General features: G+C 33.7%; 20 protein-coding genes. 2 read left to right on the forward strand and 18 right to left on the reverse strand.

Annotation, left to right across the window (positions count from 1 at the left end; all coding sequences use genetic code 11):
• Positions 1 to 16: 16 nt before the first annotated feature.
• The 4 genes from K6T82_RS16885 to gcvP all read right to left on the reverse strand — a co-directional run bounded on the left by K6T82_RS16885 (position 17) and on the right by gcvP (position 5,999).
• Positions 17 to 865: a glycosyltransferase family 2 protein gene (locus K6T82_RS16885; RefSeq protein WP_223707994.1), complete on the reverse strand. Its 849-nt coding sequence runs from the start codon at positions 863 to 865 to the stop codon at positions 17 to 19.
• A 95-nt stretch (positions 866 to 960) separates the two neighbouring features.
• Positions 961 to 1,482, reverse strand: a complete 522-nt coding sequence (locus K6T82_RS16890; protein WP_223707996.1) for a methyltransferase — start codon at positions 1,480 to 1,482, stop codon at positions 961 to 963.
• Between the two features lie 157 nt (positions 1,483 to 1,639).
• Positions 1,640 to 2,698: a 3-oxoacyl-ACP synthase III family protein gene (locus tag K6T82_RS16895; RefSeq protein ID WP_223707998.1), complete on the reverse strand. Its 1,059-nt coding sequence runs from the start codon at positions 2,696 to 2,698 to the stop codon at positions 1,640 to 1,642.
• Between the two features lie 451 nt (positions 2,699 to 3,149).
• The gene (gcvP, locus tag K6T82_RS16900; RefSeq protein WP_223708000.1) at positions 3,150 to 5,999 is read right to left on the reverse strand and encodes an aminomethyl-transferring glycine dehydrogenase; all 2,850 of its coding nucleotides are present in this window, start codon (positions 5,997 to 5,999) and stop codon (positions 3,150 to 3,152) included.
• 193 nt (positions 6,000 to 6,192) lie between these two features.
• Here gcvP and K6T82_RS16905 point away from each other — a divergent pair, with 193 nt between their 5' ends.
• Positions 6,193 to 7,005 carry a UbiA prenyltransferase family protein gene (locus K6T82_RS16905; protein WP_223708003.1) on the forward strand — a complete coding sequence of 271 codons (813 nt, stop codon included), beginning with the start codon at positions 6,193 to 6,195 and terminating at the stop codon, positions 7,003 to 7,005.
• A 449-nt stretch (positions 7,006 to 7,454) separates the two neighbouring features.
• On the opposite strand, the gene K6T82_RS16910 is transcribed toward K6T82_RS16905, so the two are convergent.
• The 6 genes from K6T82_RS16910 to K6T82_RS16935 all read right to left on the reverse strand — a co-directional run bounded on the left by K6T82_RS16910 (position 7,455) and on the right by K6T82_RS16935 (position 11,794).
• Positions 7,455 to 7,910, reverse strand: coding sequence for an SRPBCC family protein (locus K6T82_RS16910; RefSeq protein ID WP_223708005.1), 456 nt, complete (start codon positions 7,908 to 7,910; stop codon positions 7,455 to 7,457).
• 230 nt (positions 7,911 to 8,140) lie between these two features.
• Positions 8,141 to 9,046 (reverse strand): TIGR01777 family oxidoreductase, encoded by a 906-nt coding sequence (locus tag K6T82_RS16915; RefSeq protein ID WP_223708007.1) that lies wholly within the window; start codon positions 9,044 to 9,046, stop codon positions 8,141 to 8,143.
• 109 nt (positions 9,047 to 9,155) lie between these two features.
• Positions 9,156 to 9,974 (reverse strand): thiol-disulfide oxidoreductase DCC family protein, encoded by an 819-nt coding sequence (locus tag K6T82_RS16920; protein ID WP_223708010.1) that lies wholly within the window; start codon positions 9,972 to 9,974, stop codon positions 9,156 to 9,158.
• 175 nt (positions 9,975 to 10,149) lie between these two features.
• Entirely contained in the window at positions 10,150 to 10,890 is a 741-nt protein-coding gene (locus K6T82_RS16925; RefSeq protein WP_223708019.1) for a YqjF family protein, read from the reverse strand.
• Complete coding sequence (locus tag K6T82_RS16930) at positions 10,887 to 11,234, reverse strand: hypothetical protein (protein WP_223708023.1); 348 nt, start codon at positions 11,232 to 11,234, stop codon at positions 10,887 to 10,889. The genes K6T82_RS16925 and K6T82_RS16930 overlap by 4 nt, the downstream gene beginning before the upstream one ends.
• A 56-nt stretch (positions 11,235 to 11,290) precedes the next feature.
• Positions 11,291 to 11,794, reverse strand: coding sequence for a GbsR/MarR family transcriptional regulator (locus tag K6T82_RS16935; protein ID WP_223708025.1), 504 nt, complete (start codon positions 11,792 to 11,794; stop codon positions 11,291 to 11,293).
• A gap of 138 nt (positions 11,795 to 11,932) precedes the next feature.
• On the opposite strand from K6T82_RS16935, the gene K6T82_RS16940 reads away from it, so the two are divergent.
• Positions 11,933 to 13,195, forward strand: a complete 1,263-nt coding sequence (locus K6T82_RS16940) for a cation:proton antiporter (RefSeq protein ID WP_223708027.1) — start codon at positions 11,933 to 11,935, stop codon at positions 13,193 to 13,195.
• Between the two features lie 96 nt (positions 13,196 to 13,291).
• Here the strand turns inward: K6T82_RS16940 and K6T82_RS16945 are convergent, their stop codons facing one another.
• The 8 genes from K6T82_RS16945 to K6T82_RS16980 form a co-directional block, all read right to left on the reverse strand.
• Positions 13,292 to 13,951: a SanA/YdcF family protein gene (locus K6T82_RS16945; protein ID WP_223708029.1), complete on the reverse strand. Its 660-nt coding sequence runs from the start codon at positions 13,949 to 13,951 to the stop codon at positions 13,292 to 13,294.
• Between the two features lie 144 nt (positions 13,952 to 14,095).
• Entirely contained in the window at positions 14,096 to 16,123 is a 2,028-nt protein-coding gene (locus K6T82_RS16950) for a M3 family metallopeptidase (RefSeq protein WP_223708037.1), read from the reverse strand.
• A gap of 67 nt (positions 16,124 to 16,190) precedes the next feature.
• The gene (locus K6T82_RS16955) at positions 16,191 to 16,448 is read right to left on the reverse strand and encodes a type II toxin-antitoxin system RelE/ParE family toxin (RefSeq protein ID WP_223708039.1); all 258 of its coding nucleotides are present in this window, start codon (positions 16,446 to 16,448) and stop codon (positions 16,191 to 16,193) included.
• Complete coding sequence (locus tag K6T82_RS16960) at positions 16,448 to 16,675, reverse strand: hypothetical protein (protein ID WP_223708048.1); 228 nt, start codon at positions 16,673 to 16,675, stop codon at positions 16,448 to 16,450. Before K6T82_RS16960 ends, K6T82_RS16955 begins: the two co-directional genes overlap by 1 nt.
• 166 nt (positions 16,676 to 16,841) lie before the next feature.
• Positions 16,842 to 17,327 carry a 5-(carboxyamino)imidazole ribonucleotide mutase gene (gene purE / locus K6T82_RS16965; RefSeq protein WP_223708050.1) on the reverse strand — a complete coding sequence of 162 codons (486 nt, stop codon included), beginning with the start codon at positions 17,325 to 17,327 and terminating at the stop codon, positions 16,842 to 16,844.
• Between the two features lie 114 nt (positions 17,328 to 17,441).
• Positions 17,442 to 18,599, reverse strand: coding sequence for a 5-(carboxyamino)imidazole ribonucleotide synthase (locus tag K6T82_RS16970; RefSeq protein WP_223708053.1), 1,158 nt, complete (start codon positions 18,597 to 18,599; stop codon positions 17,442 to 17,444).
• A 148-nt stretch (positions 18,600 to 18,747) separates the two neighbouring features.
• Positions 18,748 to 19,299, reverse strand: a complete 552-nt coding sequence (locus K6T82_RS16975; protein ID WP_223708055.1) for a hypothetical protein — start codon at positions 19,297 to 19,299, stop codon at positions 18,748 to 18,750.
• Positions 19,300 to 19,325: 26 nt separating this feature from the next.
• Positions 19,326 to 21,428, reverse strand: a complete 2,103-nt coding sequence (locus K6T82_RS16980) for a TonB-dependent receptor (protein WP_223708058.1) — start codon at positions 21,426 to 21,428, stop codon at positions 19,326 to 19,328.
• Between the last annotated feature and the right edge of the window lie 99 nt (positions 21,429 to 21,527).

Consider the following 21,527-nt stretch of genomic DNA (forward strand, 5'->3'; position numbering starts at 1 on the left):
TTAATTTTTTTTAAGATTAAAAAAGCTTTTGTTTCATTTTCTGAAAACGATAATTTCTAATAAATTTAGCTTGTTCGGGGTTAACCAATAAAGGAGTTTTGGCTTTTTTTGCTTTCCAAAATCCTCTGATATAGTCTAAAAATAGAAATGGTTTTTTCTTCATCATAGCCAATTTTGCCGAAGCAATTGCCGTAATCCAAAAACCATATCCTAAAGTATAAAAAGCTTCGCCTTGTTTGTATCGAGCTGTTTTATTATAGTTAGCTCCAGTCGGTTTTAGATGTTTTACATGTAAAGATTGGTCTGTAACAATTTTCCAATCGTAAAATTTACATAGCAATTCATCAACTGTGTCCCAGCCCATTGCTGGACGTAGACCTCCAATTTGTTGGTAGGTTTCTTTTCTGTATGCTTTTAAAGCACCGCGAATATGGTCTTTATCAGTAAGATTTTCTAAAACCCATTCTCCGTTTTTATCGATATAACAAAATCCGCCAGCCATTCCGACTCTTGAATCTGATTCGAAATGTTTGATTATGGTTTCGAAATAGTTTGGAGGAAAAATTAAATCGCCGTCTATTTTTACAATGATATCGTAATTAGAATCTAAAGTTTCAAAACCTTTCTGAAAAGCCTGAATTACTTTGCTTCCCGGCATATGTATCGCATCTGAAGTTTTGTTTACAACAGAGATGTACGGATTCTCTTTTGCAAAACCCAAAACAACTTCTTCTGTTTTATCGGTCGAATTATCATTTACAACCACAATTTTTGATGGCAAAACCGTTTGAGTTACCAATGATTGTAAAGTCAGACCAATAAGATCTTGCTCGTTGTGTGCGGGTATAACAATGTAATACTTCATAAATTTTCAATTTAAAATTCCAATTTTTAAAATTCCAAATTCCAATCAAACTGGGTTCAATTGGAATTTGGGATTTTTTTTATTGGAATTTGCCGTTAGGCTCTCTCAGCCACAACAATATAATATCTTGGAGTGAAATATCTTAATAATGGTCTAATTCCAATCTTTTTTACTGGATGTGTAAATTGTAAACGGTCTGTTATTTTCCAGCCTGTTTTTTCTAAAAGCCAGTCCAATTGCCAGTCTTCAAATTCGTGATAATGTCTGTCCCACATATCCGTTTTAGAACGATATGCTGGCGAAAACCATAAACGTAATGGAATTGAAATTAGTAATTTATCACATTTAACGTTTTGTAAAATAGTATAAGGATTTAATAAATGTTCGAAAATTTCAAACGCTGTAAAAACTGTATAATCTTCTGTTTGTAAAGCGGTATGATCGTTGTCTAAATCTTCTCCTTTTGTGTTTTTTACCGTATAACCATTTTCTTCCATTATTTTAGAAAACGGATTTGGAACTCCAAAATCAAAAATGGTTTCTGATGTGCTAACATGCTTTTGTAAAAACTCTAAGGTAAGCTTGAATCTTTTATTCGGAAACGTTTTTTCGTACATAGTCGGTGCGAACGAATTAATCTCTCGTTCTTGATTTTAATTAGGTCGCAAATATACTAAAAAAGTCCGCACCTTTTGGTACGGACTTTTTTAGTTTTCAGTATTCAGTCGCAGTATTCAGCTAGCAAAAACTGATTACTGTGACTGTAAACTGCGACTAATATCGGTAAACAAAAGCATTAATATTCATTCCCGCTCCAACTGAAGCAAAAATGACAACATCGCCTTTGTTGATTTCGTGATTTTCTATTTTTCCTTGTAAAATCAAATCGTATAAAGTAGGAACGGTTGCTACACTGCTGTTTCCTAAATCGTGAATACTCATTGGCATGATATCTTTAGGAGGCGTTTGTCCGTATAATTTGTAGAAACGTTCGATGATAGCTTCGTCCATTTTTTCATTAGCTTGGTGGATCAAGATTTTTTTAACCTCGCTAATGTCAATTCCGCTTTCGTCTAAACAGCTTTTCATGGCACACGGAACATTGCTTAAAGCAAATTCGTAGATTTTACGTCCGTACATTTTAATGTATTTAATGTCTGGATCTAAATCTGGATTGTATGATTTTCCGAAGAAAAGATAATTCGCTTCGTCATTGGCAAAGGTAGCGCTTTCGTAAGATAATAATCCTGATTCGTCTGTAGATGCTTCTAAGATAGAAACTCCAGCTCCATCAGAATAAATCATTGAATCACGATCGTGATCGTCTACAACTCTAGATAAAGTTTCGGCTCCAATTACCATTACTCTTTTTGCCATTCCAGATTTGATGAAAGCATTGGCTTGTAAAACACCTTCGATCCATCCTGGACATCCAAAAAGAATATCGTAAGCCACACACTTAGGGTTTTTGATTCCTAATTTGTTTTTTACGCGAGTTGCTAAACTTGGTAAAATATCAGTTCGATGTGTTCCTACTTTTACATCGCCAAAATTGTGGGCGAAAATAATGTAGTCTAAAGTTTCTGCATCGATTCCAGCATTTGCGATTGCTTTTTGAGCAGCAAAAAATGCTAAATCTGAGGCTGTATATTGAGGTTCGGCATAACGACGGTTTTCAATTCCGGTAATGCCTTTAAATTTTTTAATTACGACTTCGTTCGGGTAACCAAATGGAGTTCCATCTTCATTTAAAAAAATATGTTTGTCAAAATCTGTATTCTTAACTTCTAGGTTAGGAATGTAACTTCCAATACCAATTATCTTTATTTTCATTTTTCCCTTTAATTATCCGATAAATTTAGCGCTAATGTATAAATAATATTATGATAACTATCATAAAAAATAGTATGCATGCATATAATTATGAAATAACAATTTTTTTCAAGATATATTGTGTTTCTTCTAATGATTTTTTAATATTTCCTAGATTTCAAACGATTGAAGCGAATTTTTTAATCTAGATTTTTTGGAAATTTTATTATTTTCTAGAATTAATTTCACAAAAATCTAACAAAAAGTTATGTTTTTATAAATCCGAATCTTCTTTATAGTTTTGATTGCGTGAGGGATAGGAGCTGGCTACCGAAGTTTTAAAAAAGTTTCAAGTTTCAGGTTTCATGTTGCCTACATAACGTGAAACCTGAAACTTGAAACAAAAACAAAACCCGACAGGTTTAAAAAACCTGTCGGGTTTGACAATCTATATTTTATAAAAAACTAATTCTTAGCTTTCCATGTAAGCTTCGATAGGTGCACAGCTGCAAACTAAATTTCTGTCACCGTAAGCATCGTCTACACGACGAACGGATGGCCAGAATTTATTTTCAGCGATGTAATCTAATGGATACGCTGCTTTTTCTCTTGTATAAGGGAAATCCCAGTTGTCCGTAGTTAACATTGCTAATGTATGAGGTGCATTTTTCAATACGTTGTTTTTGTCATCAGCTGTTGCAGCTTCAATCTCTTTTCTGATTGAGATAAGCGCATCACAAAAACGATCTAATTCTGCTAAATCTTCAGATTCAGTTGGCTCGATCATTAAAGTTCCTGCAACTGGGAAAGAAACCGTTGGAGCGTGGAAACCGTAATCCATTAAACGTTTTGCGATATCACCCACTTCGATTCCGTTTTCTTTGAATGCACGGCAATCTAAAATCATTTCGTGAGCTGCTCTTCCGCATTCTCCAGTGTAAAGAATTGGGTAGTGACCTTCGAAACGAGATTTCATGTAGTTTGCATTCAAGATCGCGTGCTCGGTAGCACTTTTTAATCCTTCTGCTCCCATCATTGTGATGTAACCGTAAGAAATTAAACATACTAAAGCAGATCCGTAAGGTGCAGATGAAATAGCAGTGATTGCTTGCTCACCACCAACTTTTAAGATTGGGTTTGTTGGCAAGAACGGAACTAATTTTTCGTTCACACAAATTGGTCCAACACCAGGTCCACCACCACCGTGAGGAATAGCGAAAGTTTTGTGTAAGTTTAAGTGGCAAACGTCAGCGCCAATTGTAGCAGGATTTGTTAATCCAACTTGCGCGTTCATGTTTGCACCATCCATATATACTAATCCGCCATTATCGTGGATTAATTTTGTGATTTCAATAATTGAAGATTCGAAAACTCCGTGAGTAGAAGGATACGTTACCATTAAACAAGATAAATCATCTTTATGCTCAATCGCTTTTTCTCTTAAATCTTCTACGTCAATATTTCCTTCTGGAGTCGTTTTCGTAACAATGATTTTCATTCCAGCCATCGCAGCAGAAGCAGGATTTGTTCCGTGAGCAGAAGATGGAATCAAACATACATTACGGTGACCTTCGTTTCTTGACATATGGTAAGCACGAATCGCCATTAAACCAGCATATTCTCCTTGCGCTCCAGAGTTTGGCTGTAAAGTTGTTCCAGCAAAACCAGTAATTACATTCAATTGCTGCTCTAATCTTTTCAACATTATAAGGTAACCTTCAACTTGGTCAACAGGTGCAAAAGGGTGAATGCTGTTCCAGTTTGGCATTGATAAAGGCAACATTTCAGAAGCTGCGTTTAATTTCATCGTACAAGAACCTAACGAAATCATCGAGTGGTTCAATGATAAATCTTTACGCTCTAATTTTTTGATGTAACGCATCAATTGACTTTCTGAATGATGATTGTTGAAAACATCATGCGTTAAGAAAGAAGATGTTCTTTCTAATGAAGCTGGTAATTGACTAGCTTCACTTAATTCAGAAACAGAAACCGTTTCTTTTCCTAAAGCTTCAGCAAAAATCGCAACGATTTGGTTGATGTCTGCAATTGAAGTTGTTTCGTTTAACGAAATAGAAATCGTATCAGCATCAGGATAGAAGAAGTTTACTTTGTTTTTCTCTGCAGCAGCTTTAACTTTTTGAGCATCTGCTTTTACCAAAATAGTATCAAAGTAAGCTGAGTTAACTTGAGAAACTCCAATTTTATTTAAAGCCTCAGCAGTAGTAACCGCCGATGCATGAACTTTGTTTGCAATATATTTCAAACCTTCTGGTCCGTGGTAAACCGCGTACATTCCGGCCATAACCGCTAGTAAAACCTGAGCAGTACAAATGTTTGAAGTCGCTTTCTCACGTTTAATGTGTTGTTCACGAGTTCCTAACGCCATACGTAAAGCACGGTTTCCGTTTACGTCAACAGAAACTCCGATGATACGACCCGGCATAGATCTTTTGTATTCGTCTTTAGTTGCAAAATAAGCAGCGTGAGGACCACCGTAACCCATTGGCACACCAAAACGTTGTGTAGTTCCAACAACAACAGCAGCTCCCATTTCTCCTGGAGAAGTTAAAGTTGCTAATGATAAAATATCAGCAGCAAAAGCTACTTTAATTTCATTTTCTTTTGCTTTAGCAACAAAAGCGCTGTAATCGTTTACCTGACCGTATTTTCCTGGGTATTGTAAAATAGCTCCGAAAAATTCATTTGAAAAATCAAATGTTTCATGGTTTCCAACAACTAATTCAATTCCGATTGGAGTTGAACGTGTTTGAAGTACAGATAACGTTTGTGGTAAAATTTCTTCAGAAACGAAGAATTTATGTGTATTGTTTTTCTTTTGATCACGAGTACGAACGTCAAATAATAACGCCATAGCTTCAGCAGCTGCAGTTCCTTCGTCAAGTAAAGATGCGTTGGCAATTTCCATTCCAGTCAACTCAATAACGGTAGTTTGGAAATTCAAAATAGCTTCTAAACGACCTTGTGCAATTTCTGCTTGGTAAGGCGTGTAAGCTGTATACCATCCTGGGTTTTCAAAAATATTTCTCTGAATCGGCGCAGGAACGATAGTTGGGTGGTAACCCAAACCAATATATGATTTATATGTTTTGTTTTTCTTCCCTAATTCGCGAATGTGATTTGCAAATTCAAATTCTGTCATTGCAGGATCTAAATTCAACGGCGCTTTTAGACGAATATCATCTGGAAGTGTTTCATAAACAAGTTGTTCAATAGAATCAACTCCAATAGTTTTCAGCATGTGCTGAAGATCAGTTTCTCTTGGACCAATGTGTCTTAAAGCAAAAGCATCTGTTTTCATGTAGCTATTTAATGTTTTTAAATGAATGTGACTCGGCACTTTATGGGGCGAATAACATTTAAAAGTAAATGTGTTGTTTTTTTGTGGCGCAAAATTAAGTATTATTAATAATTTAATAGGTATTTTTAACTTCAATTTTTATCAAATTTATAACTAAAGAGTTGATTTGTTACCAATTGATTAGATTTGAGCTATGAAACTACTAAAACAAATATTCGATTTTTATTTAAACAGCAGTATTCACGTGGCTTTGTCATGTTATGCTTTGGTACGAATTACTTTTCATGTATTTCATATTCAGTATGATGAACCGATGGCACTTTTTGTTTTCTTCGGAACAATTGTAGGATATAATTTCGTAAAATATGATGCGTTAGTTCGTGTCAAGAAAAATCCGATTGGAACACAACTAAAAATTATCGCAGTTTTGAGTTTTATTTCGGTGATTTTAGTCGGTTATTATTTCTTCCATTTGAAAAGAATTACACAGATTGTATCCGTTGGAATTTTTGCTATAACGGCACTTTATACTTTGCCGTTTTTCCCAAATAGAAGAAACGCCAGAAACTGGGCAGGCGTAAAAATTTACATTGTAGCACTTTGTTGGGTTGGCGCGACTTTGGTTTTGCCTTTAATAAATGCTGAAATTCCGTTTACAACAGATTTCTTTATCAAATGTATTCAGCGTTTTATTCTGGTTTTTGTGCTGATTTTGGTTTTCGAGATTTTAGATTTAGCAAATGACGATCCGCATTTGCAAACCGTTCCGCAGACAATAGGAGTAAAGAAGACCAAGCTTTTAGGGTTTCTGTTATTGATTCCGTTTTGGTTTTTAGAGATTTTTGTTTCAACATTTAATATTCATGATGCCATTATAAACTTAATAATGGTCACAATGCTAATGTTATTTATTGCTTTCGCAAATACCAATCGTTCCAAATATTATACTTCTTTTTGGGTAGAAGCCGTGCCAGTTTTTTGGTGGCTGATGGTGGTTTTTCTCTAAGCTGAAAATATTTTGGGCGTGACCCCATTTAAGAAAAGGCCTTCACAATCTTTGCGCTCATTAGGCCTTTCCTTAAATGGCGTCGGGCTATCCGCGCTACTTCGGTAGCTAGCTTCTATCCCTCACGCAAACCTAAAACGAGAAGATTCATTTTTAAAAGATATAAAAACACAATATTTGAAGAAACATAGCCAATGGTTTCAACCATTGGGACGCAATGTTTCGCTTCGTATTTCGTATGGATTTTGAAAACGTTTCCCACGGTTGAAACCGTGGGCTATGTTTTAAATCGATTGTTTAAAAAATTGATTTTTTTGAGTTGCCTCCAGCTTTAGCTGAAGTTTAAAGAGATGCTTCCAATCTGGCTTTAGCCAAAACTCAAGTTTGGCTAAAGCCCAAGACATTCGATTAAATTTCTCCTCCAGCTAAAGCTGGAGGCAATTCAAAAATCAATATTGTATTTTTGAAACCTCTTTTAAAACTTTATTTCTTTCCAAAAGAAAATTTGTCAAATGTTTTTTCAAAAACAAAACATCAAATAATTTCCCGAAGATTCCAAACGGAGTTTCATATTGTAGTTTATCTTTCATGATCGTAATTCCATTTTCTTCTTCAAAAAAATGTTCATGTTTGAAAGATTTGAATTTGCCTTTTTCCATTTCATCCACAAAATAATCGTAAAGATTCATTGCGGTAATTCGGCTTTTGTGAGTTAGGTAAAATCCAAAATGTTTACCGCGCCAAGTTACTGTTTCGTTTAAATTGATCAAACCAGAAGTTATTCCTGCAATTGCTTTTTCTTTTGAATCACTTGCAGATTTTTGATGAATGTCGATGTTTCTTGAGGCATCGAAAACAGTTTGTTTTGGTGCATTTATTTTTGTGGTTAAATTTATTTCTGTCATTTTTCACTTAGTTAAACCCGACAGGTTTTTAAAACCTGTCGGGTTTCGTTACGAATCGTAGAGTTTAACTTTGACAAAGTTTTTACGCAATCTTGTCATTTCGACTGAAAGGAGAAATCACATTAGAAACTCTGCAAAGATTGGCAATTTACTTTACAGAATTCCGCGTGTGATTTGCTTCGCCTATTCGCTATCGCTCGGGTCTCGTTCCTCGAAATGACAAAAAGGAGTCAAATTAAATCTTTAAAAGCCTCATCAATATCTCCAAACTTAAATTGAAACCCATTTTCCAAAAGTCGTTTCGGAATCACATTTCTACTTTTCAAAACCAATTCGGTTTCAGTTCTGATAAAAAAGGAGCCAATTTCCAGTAAGAATTTATTCAGTGGAATTCCAAAAGGAAAACCAACAGCTTTTCTAAGTTTTTGCATAAAATTGACATTTCGAATTGGTTCAGGAGAAACCACATTTACAACACCAGTCATTTCTTTTTCAATAATAAAATCAACTGTATTTGCAAAATCTTCTTCGTGAATCCAACTCACAAACTGATTTCCATTTCCCTGTTTTCCTCCAAAACCAATTTTTGCCAAGGCTTTTAACGGAATCAAAGCACCACCGTTTTTTCCTAAAACAATAGAAGTCCGTAAAGCCGTTTTTAAAGTTCGCGGAGTTTCAGTTTTAAAAAAAGCTTTTTCCCAAGAAAGCGCCACATTGATAGAAAAGTCATTTCCAATTTCTCCGTCAACTTCATCCATTTGTTTGTCTAAAGAAAAACGATAAATAGTTGCTGTTGATGAATTCAGCCAGTGTTTTGGTGGATTCTGGCAATTTAAAACTGCTTTGTTGAGAACTTTTGTGCTGTCAATTCTAGACCATAGAATCCTCTTTTTGTTCTCCTTGGTATAACGGCAATCAACCGATTTTCCTGCGAGATTAATTAAAACTGTTGCGTTTTCTAATTCTTTTTCCCAGCCAGAAAATGTCTTGGCATTCCAGTTTACATATTTAATTCCGTCTTCAGTTTTTGAATTCCCACGGGTAAGAATTACAATTTCATCAAATTTATTTTTGAAATGATTTACTAAAACTTGTCCTAAAAAACCAGTTCCTGATGCTATAATGAGTTTAGTCATGTTGTGCGATTTTTTTTTGCCACAAATTGCACGAATTGGCACTAATTTTTATTTTCTAAAAGTGAAAAATCAATTCGTGAAAATTAGTGCAATTTGTGGCAAAATTTAATTAATTTAAAATTAAAAACAGAGCAATAATTCTATACAAAATCCAAGTGAAAGATAAATAAAAAGGAAGTTTTAAAAGTTTCACTCTTCTAAAATGTTCCAAAAACATAATGAAAACCGTTACTCCAAACCAACCTAAAATGATCATCTGTGGAAGTTGAAAAAATTGACCCAAAAGTAAAAGCGGCGTTAGAATTAAACTTCCCATTAAAGAAACCGTCATTAAATTTCCTGCATAATTGATAACAGTTTGTTTCTCCAATTTTAGAAGAAATAAAGCTTGAAAAACAATTTGTCCAAAAGCTAAAATTAATTCTCTTGTAATGGTACTTTTTGGAAAATTCAAAATCAAATTAGAATATCCGAATAAAACGAAAGTTGTTATGGTCAGAGCAAATCCGATAAATAGAAATCGGTATTTGTAATTGAAATCAGGTGTACATTCCAATTTGTTTTCTTCTTTTAGATTTCCTGGAATAATTACTTTTCGATTATAAGAAACAAAAGAATAGAGCTTTTTCAGAATAAAATGAATCGGTTTTATTGTTGCAATTTTTTCAATTAATGGAAAAGAAAAACCAACGACTTTTATCAAACTATCAATTCCGTAAATTACAGTTTGCGTTTTGTTATCAACTAAAGCTATTTCGTTTGGAGCACGTTTTAAATCCACAAAATTCTGCTCTTCTTCAGATAACTGGCAATAAGATTTTCTTCCGTTTTGATCTAACATGCCACTTTTTACAAATCCAGTAGTATATAAACTGCAAAGCGGACAATCTTCATCATAAAGCAAAGTTTGATTTTCGAGCGTTTTCATAATTTTAGGTTTTAAGATTGATGTTTTTAACACATAGAAACATAGCTTTTAGAAGATTAAAAAAGGCGTTTCACTAATTTTAATTCACATAGTTTATCTATGTGTGGAAACTAGTTTCTTTTATTCTCTTTTTGAGATAACAATCTATGTTTCTATGTGTTGAATTTTTTATGCGTTAAGCGTATAATTCTTCTTCAGCTGAAAACAATTGAAGCTTTCTTTTATTTTTAACCGTAATTTCAGATCCTTTTGCTAAGAACACAGAAACCGGTTTTTGATCTTGAAGAAATTTAAAATCACTTCCATAATTTTTTCCGAAATCAATATCAACTCGATGATTTAAAACTTCAAATTGTTCCCATCTCGGATGTGTCACTTCATATTCAAAAGTGGTTTCTTCATTGATTTTTGTATAACCAAAATAATGTTCGGTAATAAACTCAGCTTCAGAATCAATTTCTATTCGGCTCACATTTTTTTTGGTTTCAATTTCAATTGTATTCCATTCTTGATTGTTTTTCCATTGATAGATGAAAGTGTTTGTATCTTCATTTTCTACAATTTCATGTCGCATTTTTTGAGTTTCATAATGTTCTTGATACAAAGTATTCGCGATAAAAGTGATCGCTTTTTTCGGAACAATTTCTTTAATGAAAACAACACCGCGTTTCCATTCGCCGTTTTCAAAACGTTTGACATAAAATCTCAAATTCACTTCTTCAAAATTCACATGAAACGGAACTTTCAATCCTAAAACTTTCGTGTTTTTAAACATAAAGCCAACTAAGCTGACATAACATTTGTTATTCCAAATATCAATCTCAGTTCCAACGGGAACATATTTTTCTAAAACCTCACGGTCAATTTCATAATTGAATAAGGCTAAATTTTTCCATTCTGCTTTTAAGAAATTCATTTGTGTGCTTTTTTATAAGTTATCATAGAAAAGAAGATTGCAAGTACAATTGGAATTGGAACTAAAATATAGTAGATAATCTCAAAATTTAGAACTGTACCGTTTATAAGCCATAGTGCAAAAAAGAAACCAACTCCTTTTATGTAATGTTGTAGGTTTGTGTCTTTAGGATCGTCCATTAGCATTTTTATACCAAAAATAACTTGAAATAAGCCTGTTAGTATTAAGAATAATAAACCGCTTCCAATAAGATTTCCACTGCTTTCATTAGTTAATATTCCACATGCAACTAAAAATATTGGCACACCAACAAAAAAGTAATTGAGATAGTTAATGTTTTTCATAGTTATTGATTGTTTTAAACTTTCAGAAAAAAATGAAAGTTTGAATTAAATTTTTTTTATTTAAGTAATTTGATAACCATACGTCCCAGCCAGTTTTCGTTCATTTCTGTTATTTTGTCCAACATATTATCCACTTTTAAAACGAAATCATACAATTTTTCAGTTTGATCAACAAAGTGTTTTTCTTCTGCCGAATCCTTTACATCAATAGAGGAAACTTCTTTTAAAATTTTAAGAGTAGGTTTGATTTCTCTTTTGCTTCTTTCTCGCGAAATTTTTACGGCTAATTCGTCCAAATCTTTTTCGGCTGTAAAAAACTCTTTTCTTTCTCCGGCTTTAAATTCTTTGTAAACAATTCCCCAATCCATAAGCGCTCTGATGTTCATGCTTGCATTACCACGCGAGATTTGCAATTCTTCCATAATGTCTTCCATCGAAACTGGTTCATTCGAGACCATCAATAAAGCATGAATTTGTGCCATGGTTTTATTAATGCCCCATTGAGAACCTAATGCTCCCCAAGACTGAACGAATTTATTTTTTGCTTCTTTGAATTCCATGTGTCAAATGTAAGTAAAAGTTTTTAAACTTTCAAAAATATTTGAAACATATTTAACAAATAATAAAGTTATGTTAATTCGACCCGTCAAATTTTTGATTAAATAATGATACAGCTATTTTTGTAAAAATCACATTTTATGGAATTATACTACACATTTTCGGTACTAATCGTACTGGCTTCTTTCTTCGCCTATTTGAATTTAAGATTTTTAAAACTTCCAGGAACCATCGGAATTATGATTATTGCGATGCTAGTTTCTGTCGGAATTCGCCTTTTGGGAGATTCATATTTCCCTGCAACAACCAAACATTTTTTTGATTTAATCAAACAATTTGACTTCAATGAAATTTTAATGGGAGCCATGTTGAATTTCTTGTTATTCGCGGGAGCGCTTCATGTCAATATTTCGGATCTGAAAGAACAAAAAGTGCCCATAATGATTTATTCTACGATAAGCGTAGTCTTATCAGCTTTGATTATTTCAATGCTTCTTTTTTATATCGCTCCACTTTTGGGAATAAAAATACCATACATATTTTGCCTTGTTTTTGGAACCTTAATTTCTCCAACCGATCCAATCGTGGTTTTAGGAGTTTTAAAAGAAGCGAAAGTTCCAAAAAGAATCGAAACCAAAATTGTTGGAGAATCTCTTTTTAATGATGGAGTAGCGGTAGTAATGTTTGCTGTTGTTTTAAAAATGGCAACCGATCCAACTTTTGATGCGACTTTTGGCTCAATCTCTTTATTATTTATAGAAGAAGGAATCGGTGGACTTTTATTAGGTGCGGTTTTTGGATTTACTGCTTCAAGAGTTATGAAGAAAATCGACGATTATAAAGTTTCGGTTTTAATCACACTTTCTATCGTAACAGGAGGATTCTTAGTTGCCCAAGCATTGCACGTTTCTAGTCCGCTTGCGATGGTTGTTGCCGGATTAATTATCGGAAATTATGGTAAAAAAGTAGCGATGAGTGAAGTTACGAAAGACTATCTAGGAAAGTTTTGGGAACTAATCGATGAAATCTTAAATGCTGTTTTGTTCCTTTTTATTGGTTTTGAATTACTATTACTTCCAGATTTGAACAAACAATTACTAACAGGTTTTGTAGCGATTTTTATTGTACTGTTTTCAAGATTAACCTCAATAGTTTTGCCCTGGAAATTCTTCGACATCTTTAAGTTCTTCGGAATAAAATCAGCTTATAATAAAGGTTCATTGATGGTTTTGGTTTGGGGAGGAATTCGCGGTGGAGTTTCTATTGCGTTAGTTCTTTCTATGCCTGAAGGAGAATATAAAAACTTATTGCTTGAGGTAACTTATATTGTTGTTTTATTCTCGATTGTCGTTCAAGGATTGACTGTTGGGAAATTAGCGAAACGAGTTTTAGAGAAAGAGTAAAGAATATAGAGAAAAGAGCAAAGAAGAAAGATTTCTATTCTTTGTCTTAAAGTTACAACTGAAAACCCTGCAAGTTCTTTTGCAGGGTTTTGTTTTTTATCTCTTATCGTCTTTAGAATAATTAGATTCTCCATTAATATTAATTTCGCCGCCTAAATACTTCGGCTCGCGATTTCTTAAAACATCAAAAAAAGATTTACATCTCGAAAGACATTCTCTAAATTGAACATAATTATAACCTAAATATTCTCCTTGATTTGCAGAATAACCAACAGATTTTATACCTAATTTATTTCCGATGTAAATCGCTCGGTTTAAATGGTATTTCTGAGAAATTAAAGTGGCTCTTTTTATTTTAAAAATATGTTTTGCTCGGTACATTGTTGAATATGTATCGAAACCAGCATAATCAATAAAAATCTTTGTGGTGTCAACCCCGTGAGAATAACAGTAATTTTTCATTACCGTTAATTCATCATATTCTTCACGGCCATTATCTCCTGAAAGCAGAATTTTATTGATTCGTTTTGCTTTCCAAAGCATGATTCCTGCATCAAGACGATCTTTTAAATATTTGCTTGGTTGGTTTCCATTAATTCCAGCGCCAAAAATAATTCCAACATCATTTTTTGGGAATTTTTTTGCTGAATAATAAATCTTGGTTTTAGTAGAAGAGGTTACATTATAATTGATAGAAACAATTGTAACCAATCCGATAAGAATAAGATATAACGCTATTTTAAAGTATTTTTTCAAGATAATTTTTTGTAAGATTTGGATTTAAAAAATGCTAAGATAGTTAGACAAAATCAAATAAAAAAACCGAAGCATTTTTGCTTCGGTTTTAGTTTTAAGGTTTAAGACACTTAGCAACTTAGAAGCTCAGTATCTTAGAAACTTTTATAATAATCCCGCTCTCTTCAACAAAGCTTCAGGTTTTGGTTCTTGACCTCTGAAACGTTTGTATAGAGTCATAGGATGTTCTGTTCCTCCTTTAGAAAGTACATTATCTTTGAATTTTTTAGCGATTTCTTCATTGAAAATACCATTTTCATGGAAATATTCAAAAGCATCAGCATCTAAAACTTCAGCCCATTTATAGCTGTAATATCCAGAAGAATATCCACCTTGGAAAATATGCGAAAAAGCAGTACTCATTGCATTTTCTTTTACATCTGGATACAATTGCGTGTTTGCAAATTGTTCTGTTTCGAAAGTCTTCAAATCTGTAATGTTAGTTGGATCTTGTCCATGCCATGCCATGTCTAACAATCCAAAACTTAATTGGCGTAACGTAGCCAAACCTTCTTGAAAACTTGCACTTTCTTTAATTTTCTGAACATACTCAATCGGAATAATTTCTCCCGTTTCGTAATGATTCGCAAACAAAGCCAAAGCTTCTGGTTCGTAACACCAATTCTCCATAATCTGACTTGGTAATTCTACAAAATCCCAATAAACAGAAGTTCCTGATAAACTCGGATAAACCGTATCGGCCAACATTCCGTGTAATCCGTGACCGAATTCATGGAATAAAGTTGTTACTTCATTAAAAGTCAATAACGAAGGTTTTGTTTCTGTTGGTTTTGTAAAATTGCAAACGTTCGAAATGTGTGGTCTTTCGTTTACGCCGTCTTTTACATATTGTGATTTGAATGAAGTCATCCAAGCGCCGTTTCTTTTTCCTTTTCTTGGGAAGAAATCAGCGTAGAAAATCGAAACTAAATCATTTTTAGCATCTCGAACTTCATAAGTTGTTACTTCTTCGTGATACTTGTCGATGTCAAAAACTTCGGTAAAAGTTAAACCGTAAAGTTTTTTAGCAACGGTAAAAGCTCCGTCCAAAACTTTCTCTAATTGGAAATAAGGTTTTAGTTTTTCATCATCTAAATTAAAAAGCTGTTGTTTTAATTTTTCAGAATAATAAGCGCCGTCCCATTTTTCCAATTGTTGGATTCCGTCCAATTCTTTTGCGAAAGCAGTTAATTCTGCAAACTCTTTTTGAGCTGCAGGTTTTGCTTTTGCTAATAAATCATTCAAGAAAGAAAATACTTTTTCTGGACTTTCAGCCATTCTTTCTTCCAAAACAAAATGAGAGTGCGTTTTATAGCCTAATAAATTGGCTCTTTCATGACGAAGTTTAGCAATCTTTAAAACATTTTCTTGATTGTCAAATTCATTGTTTTGAAAACCTTTTGCACCAAAAGCGATTGCCATTTTTTTACGCAATTCGCGATTATCAGCATAAGTCAAAAACGGAACATAACTTGGATGATCTAAAGTGAAAATCCATCCCTCTTTTTCCTGATTTTTTGCTAATAATCTAGCCGCTTCGATTGTTCCTTCTGGTAAACCCGAAAGATCTTTTTCATCCGTTAAATGCAATTCGAAGTTGTTGGTTTCTGCCAAAACATTTTCGCCAAATTGTAAACTCAATTTCGATAATTCTTTGTCGATTTCTCTTAACTGATTTTTCTTGTCTTCTGGCAAATTCGCTCCGTTTCTAGAAAAGCTTTTATATTTTTTATCTAATAAAGTAGTTTGTTCCGGGTTGAGGTTCAAACTTTCTTTTTGATCGTAAACAGCTTTCACACGTGCAAACAATTCAGCATTTAAGCGAATGTCATTTCCGAATTCTGAAAGCCAAGGCGAAACTTCCTGAGCAATTTTCTGCATTTCGTCATTCGTTTCAGCCGAATTCAAATTGAAGAAAACGCTCGAAAGACGATCTAAAATATCGCCAGAATAATCCATCGCCACAATTGTGTTTTCAAAAGTTGGTGCTTCTGGATTGTTTGTAATCGCATCAATTTCGGCTTTAGCCAATTTAATTCCTTCCTGAAAAGCAGGAACATAATCTTCGATTTTAATCTGCGAAAAAGGTGCGGTGTTATGTTTGGTATTGAAATATTGTGTTAATACGCTCATTTTAAAATATAATGTTTAAAAATACTATTTAGAAAATCATAGTTTGAATTTCTCCGGACTCTGAAAATTATTCCAAAAACGAAGTAATTCTAGATTGTTGTTTTCGATTCTGTAAAAAAAGTGAAATGTGTTTGGTGATGACAATTTTGTAAACGTTCCTGTAATTCGTTTTGATAAATAAAACATTGTCATTTTGTAAAAGTGTAATTGTGGTATTTACTTTCTGAATAAAATTAAAAGCGACTTTTTCAGACCATTCTGCTTCCAAATAATCAATATTGTTCCAAAAGTCTTTTTTAGCTTGTGGAGCCCAAATTACATTCATTATTTAAAGTATTTAGAATAACGATTTTTAGTTTCCTCCATTACAACATCGTGTTGGATTCCTTCATTGTTTTCTAAAGAATAAATAGCCTCGTTAATCTTAGTTTTCTGCTCTTCTGAAAGGTTTTCTTTGGATTGGATAAAATCAACAATTTCCTGAATCAAGTCAGGATTATCAATGTCTAAAACAATTTTAGCCAACTCTATTTTAGAAGTTTGAATGTTCATTTCGCTTTTTTCTCAAAGTTAAGTTTTTCTTTTAGAAATTTTTATAAGGAATAGTTAATAATTCTGAGGCGGACTATTTCGCAAAGGCTCACAAAGAAAAAACACAGAGATTCACAAAATTTTGTGTACCTCTGTGCTTCTTCGTGTATCTCTGTGAAATTAATTTTTACTTCTTTAAACCTTCAGCCGCTTTATTAACCGCAGCTTTCAATTCTTCTTTATAAGTAATAATCGTGTCCAAAACTTTTTTGTCATGGCTTCCGATGATTTGTGCAGCTAAAATTCCAGCATTTTTTGCTCCGTTTAAAGCTACAGTTGCAACAGGAACTCCGCCTGGCATTTGTAAAATAGATAAAACTGAATCCCAACCATCAATTGAATTGCTTGATTTTACTGGAACTCCAATTACAGGAAGCGGAGACATTGATGCTACCATCCCTGGTAAATGTGCCGCACCGCCTGCGCCGGCAATAATTACCGAAATACCGCGATTGTGTGCATTTTTGCTGAAATCGAATAATTTCTCCGGCGTTCTGTGCGCCGAAACGATATCTACTTCAACTTCAACATTGAATTGTTTTAATATGTCGATTGCATCTTGCATAACTGGCATGTCTGAGATGCTTCCCATTATAATAGCTACTTTGCTCATTTTTTTTTATTTGTTTCAAGTTTTAAGTTTCAAGTTGTTACTGAGACTTAAAAATATATTTTAGTTTTAACTGATTACTGTGACTGCGACTGTGACTAAAACTGATCACTAAAATTACTGACCACTGATCACTCTAATTGTGTTCTTAACTTCTTGTGCAATTCTTCTCGCTTCTTGCATATTCTCATTTACGATCGTCACGTGCCCCATTTTTCTAAAAGGACGTGTTTGTTTTTTACCGTAAATATGTGGCGTAACGCCGTTCCATCCTAAAATGGTTTCGATGTTTTCATACACAACATTTCCAGAATATCCTTCGGCACCAACTAAATTTACCATAATTCCGGCCACTTTACTGTCTGTGTTTCCTAACGGAAGATCTAAAATAGCACGTAAATGATTTTCGAATTGTGAAGTATAACTTGCTTCAATAGAATAATGACCAGAGTTGTGCGGACGCGGAGCAACTTCGTTTACCAAAATTTCGTCTTCGTTGGTTTGGAACATTTCAACTGCTAAAAGTCCAACGTGATTGAATTTTTCAGAAACGTTTAAAGCAATTGTTCTTGCTTTTTCAGCTACTTTTTCGTCGATTCTTGCTGGGCAGATTACGTATTCCACTTGATTGGCTTCTGGGTGAAATTCCATTTCTACAACTGGATAGGTTTTAATTTCTCCTGATGGATTTCTACAGACAATTACTGCCAATTCGTTTTTGAACGGAACCATTGTTTCGGCAATACATTCCACATTTGGAAGATTATCCAAATCTGAAATCTGGCGAATTACTTTTACACCATTTCCATCATAACCAAATTCGGTGCATTTCCATACAAATGGAATTGTGATTTCATTATTTCCAACTGATTTTTGCAATTGCGCTGGATTTTCAAAACGTAAATAAGACGCAGTTGGGATATTACTTTCTGTATAAAAGTCTTTTTGAGTTCCTTTATTCTGAATTCCTTTTAAGGTTTTTGGAGATGGATATACTTTTACGCCTTCGTTTTCTAATTGCGTTAAAGCCTCAAGGTTTACCAATTCGATTTCGAAAGTCAAAACATCGACTTGTTTTCCGAAATTGTAAACTGTATCATAATCCATTAAATCACCTTGAAAAAATTTGTTGCAAGCAAATTTACTAGGCGCTTCGTCGCTCGGATCTAGCACGTAAGTTTGTATATCAAATTTTCTAGTGTCGAACAAAAGCATTTTGCCTAATTGTCCGCCACCTAATATTCCTAATTTAAAATCAGAAGAAAAATAATTCATTTTGAGTTGTGTTTTTGCAAAGATACTTTTTAATCTTTTTTCCGCCAAAAATTCATTATGAGCTAGTTTTTTTCGCCACGAATTCACGAATTATATTTTTACACACAAAGCGAAAAAGAAAATTCGTGAATTCGTGGCGATAAAAAATCTATTTTATTTTCTTCAAAACTTCTTTGGCGACGGCTTTGTACGCTGCTGAATGATCTCCGAAATCTTTGTCAATTATTACTTTTAATTCGGGATGAATCCAGTCGTAGTAATTCCCTAGAATGTATAAAGTTCTTATAGAATAAGCTTTTGTGGCGACTTTGGTGTCATTTATAAGCCAATCAAAAGACGCTTCAATGCAATCTTGAAGATTTTCTTCGGAGAGTTTGATGCAGTTTTCGTTTTTCTTATAATGCGATTTTACGAGAAGCTGCGTCACTTTTGCAATTGGACGAAGCGAACTTTCATCTTTTAGAACCTTTAAATTTGAACAGAAAAAATCAAGATGAGGTTGCAGCCAAAGCAATTCTTCGTAAGAAACAAATTCTAAAATCCAACAGGCTTTATGATTGTTTTTGTCTGAAGGTGTAAAACAGATTGAAACTAATTCGCTAAAAAGCGATGGATTTTCCAAAACATCTTGTGCAGCTTTTAGACGGTTTTCTCTATAAGCATTGACGTAATCCAGTTTTTTTTGTAATTCAGACGGCATCGTTCAGCAAGGTTTAAATACTTAAGCTAAAATACATAATTTAATGAGATAATTCCGTAATAATTTATAGGTAACCCTGGATAATAAAATCTTGGTTGAGCATTTCCGACTCCAGTTGCATTGGTTAGAATCATGGATGCATATTTTTCGTTAGTGACATTGTTTATTCCTGCGTCAAAATGTGCTTTTAATCCTGATAAGATTTCAAATTGATAACCTGTTTTTAAATTTAATAACGAATAAGAATCTGAAAAATTGGCATTTGAATCATTCATCGGAATTTTATCTGTGAATTGAAAATCAGCTGAAAAGTAAAATCCTGAATTGGTATTCAAATTAAAACCTGCGCTGGCTGTATTCGCTGGAACTCCAGTTAATTTATTTCCAGAATAATCATTTCCGTTGTCGACAAATTCTTTGAATTCATAATTTCCTATGGAAGTGCCAACATGAGAATTCAAATTAAAAGTTCGATTGATGGTCCAATTGTGTTTTAATGCAATTTCGATTCCTTCATGAAAAGTTTTTCCAGCATTTACACCTTCGTATTGATCGTCTCCGATTCTTTTGGCAACCAATAAATCTTTAATTTCCATTCTGTAAACCGCAATTTCAGCATACAGTTTTTTACTGAAAAGATGGAGTTTGCTTCCTAATTCAAAATTGTAACCCGTTTCCGGTTTTATGTCTTGATTAATATTTCCTGTGCTAGTTAAAGTTTCTTCGGTTGCAGGAAGAGAGAATCCGCGGCTTGCAGAAAAGTAGAAAGTCTGAATTTCATTTGGCTTAAATAAAAATGAAAGTTGTGGCGAAAAAATACCATCATAACTATAATGTTCCGTCGGATTATTCGCGGAAGCGGGAAAATCATTCTGAAGTTCAAACTTGGTTTTGTTATAATTTAAACCTGCTTGGATTTCAAATCGGTCAGAAAGTAAAGTTCTGATTTGCGAAAAAATATTGTAAAAATGCCTTTTCTGATTGGTTGCTGTAAGCTGATTGCCTTGTAAACTGCCGTTTCCATTATTCTGTTGATACAGATTTTGAAAAGTATTTCCGCTATAACTGTCTGCGAAATATTCGATTCCGCCAATAAATTGATTATTGATTTTTCCGATTTTAAAATCTCCCGCAAATTGTGTTCTTGCGCCCGAAGCAAAAGTATATTGACGCAAAATATCAAAAGGACGCGGTTCGTTGCTGTTTTTATAATTTATGAAAACCGAAGTCGAATTATTCAAATGATCATTAATTTTAAAATCATAAGCCAATCCGCCCAAAGTCGATTTGTATTCTTTAAAACCTTGAGAAGCGACCCAAGTCGGTGCGCCCGCCTGCGGATTATTTTCGAAAGTGGTTTTGTTAATTGAACTCGGAATGTACGCTTTCAGATATGTATAATTTGAAAAGTAAGTCAGTTTGCTGTTTTTCTTTCTGAATAATTCTCCGCCAAGCGTAATTCCTTCGCGATTATATGCGCTGTTTTCTCGCCAACCATCTGTTTTTAAATTGTGATAACTCAAATTTAGAGAAGCATTTTTTTCATTCATATCAAAACTTATTCTGTTTTTCAATAATCCGTAGGAACCAAAAACAGAACTGACTTCTGCTTGATAATTCCCTTTTTTTAAAGATTGAGGCGAAATCAAAATCGCACCACCCAAACCAGCGCCGTAAACACTAGAAAGTGGCCCTTTTATAACTTCTATCTGATTGATGTTTTGAAGATCAATATCGTCAATTACGGTTTCGCTGTTTCCAGAAGTTAGCGGAATACTTCCGTAAAAAGCTCGAATTTTATTGGTTCCGTATGGAGTTCTTGCGCCAATTCCGCGAATCGAAATTCGGGTTGTTGTAATATTAGACGATTGCATAAAAATGCCGGGAATTGTATTGATGACATTGCTAATGTCGGTAGTATTATTTTGAAGTAATTCTTTTTCGGATAAAATGCCAATAGATGCGGGACTGTTTTGCAAATCACGATTAATGTGAAGCGGACTTATTAAAACTTCATTTAGTTTTTGTGTTTTAACCGAATCAATATTTTTGACTTCTTTTTCTTGTGCAATTAGATTTTGGAAAACAATGAATGCAAAAAGAAGAAGAAAATATTTTTTGAAAAGCATAAATGTAGTTAGAGGTTTTGGGGTTTGGAATTTTATTTTAACACATAGAAACATAGCATTGATTGAGGCAAAAAAGGCGTTTCAAATTGTATAGTAACT

The organism is Flavobacterium potami (assembly GCF_020026915.1).
Classification (GTDB): Bacteria; Bacteroidota; Bacteroidia; order Flavobacteriales; family Flavobacteriaceae; genus Flavobacterium; species Flavobacterium potami.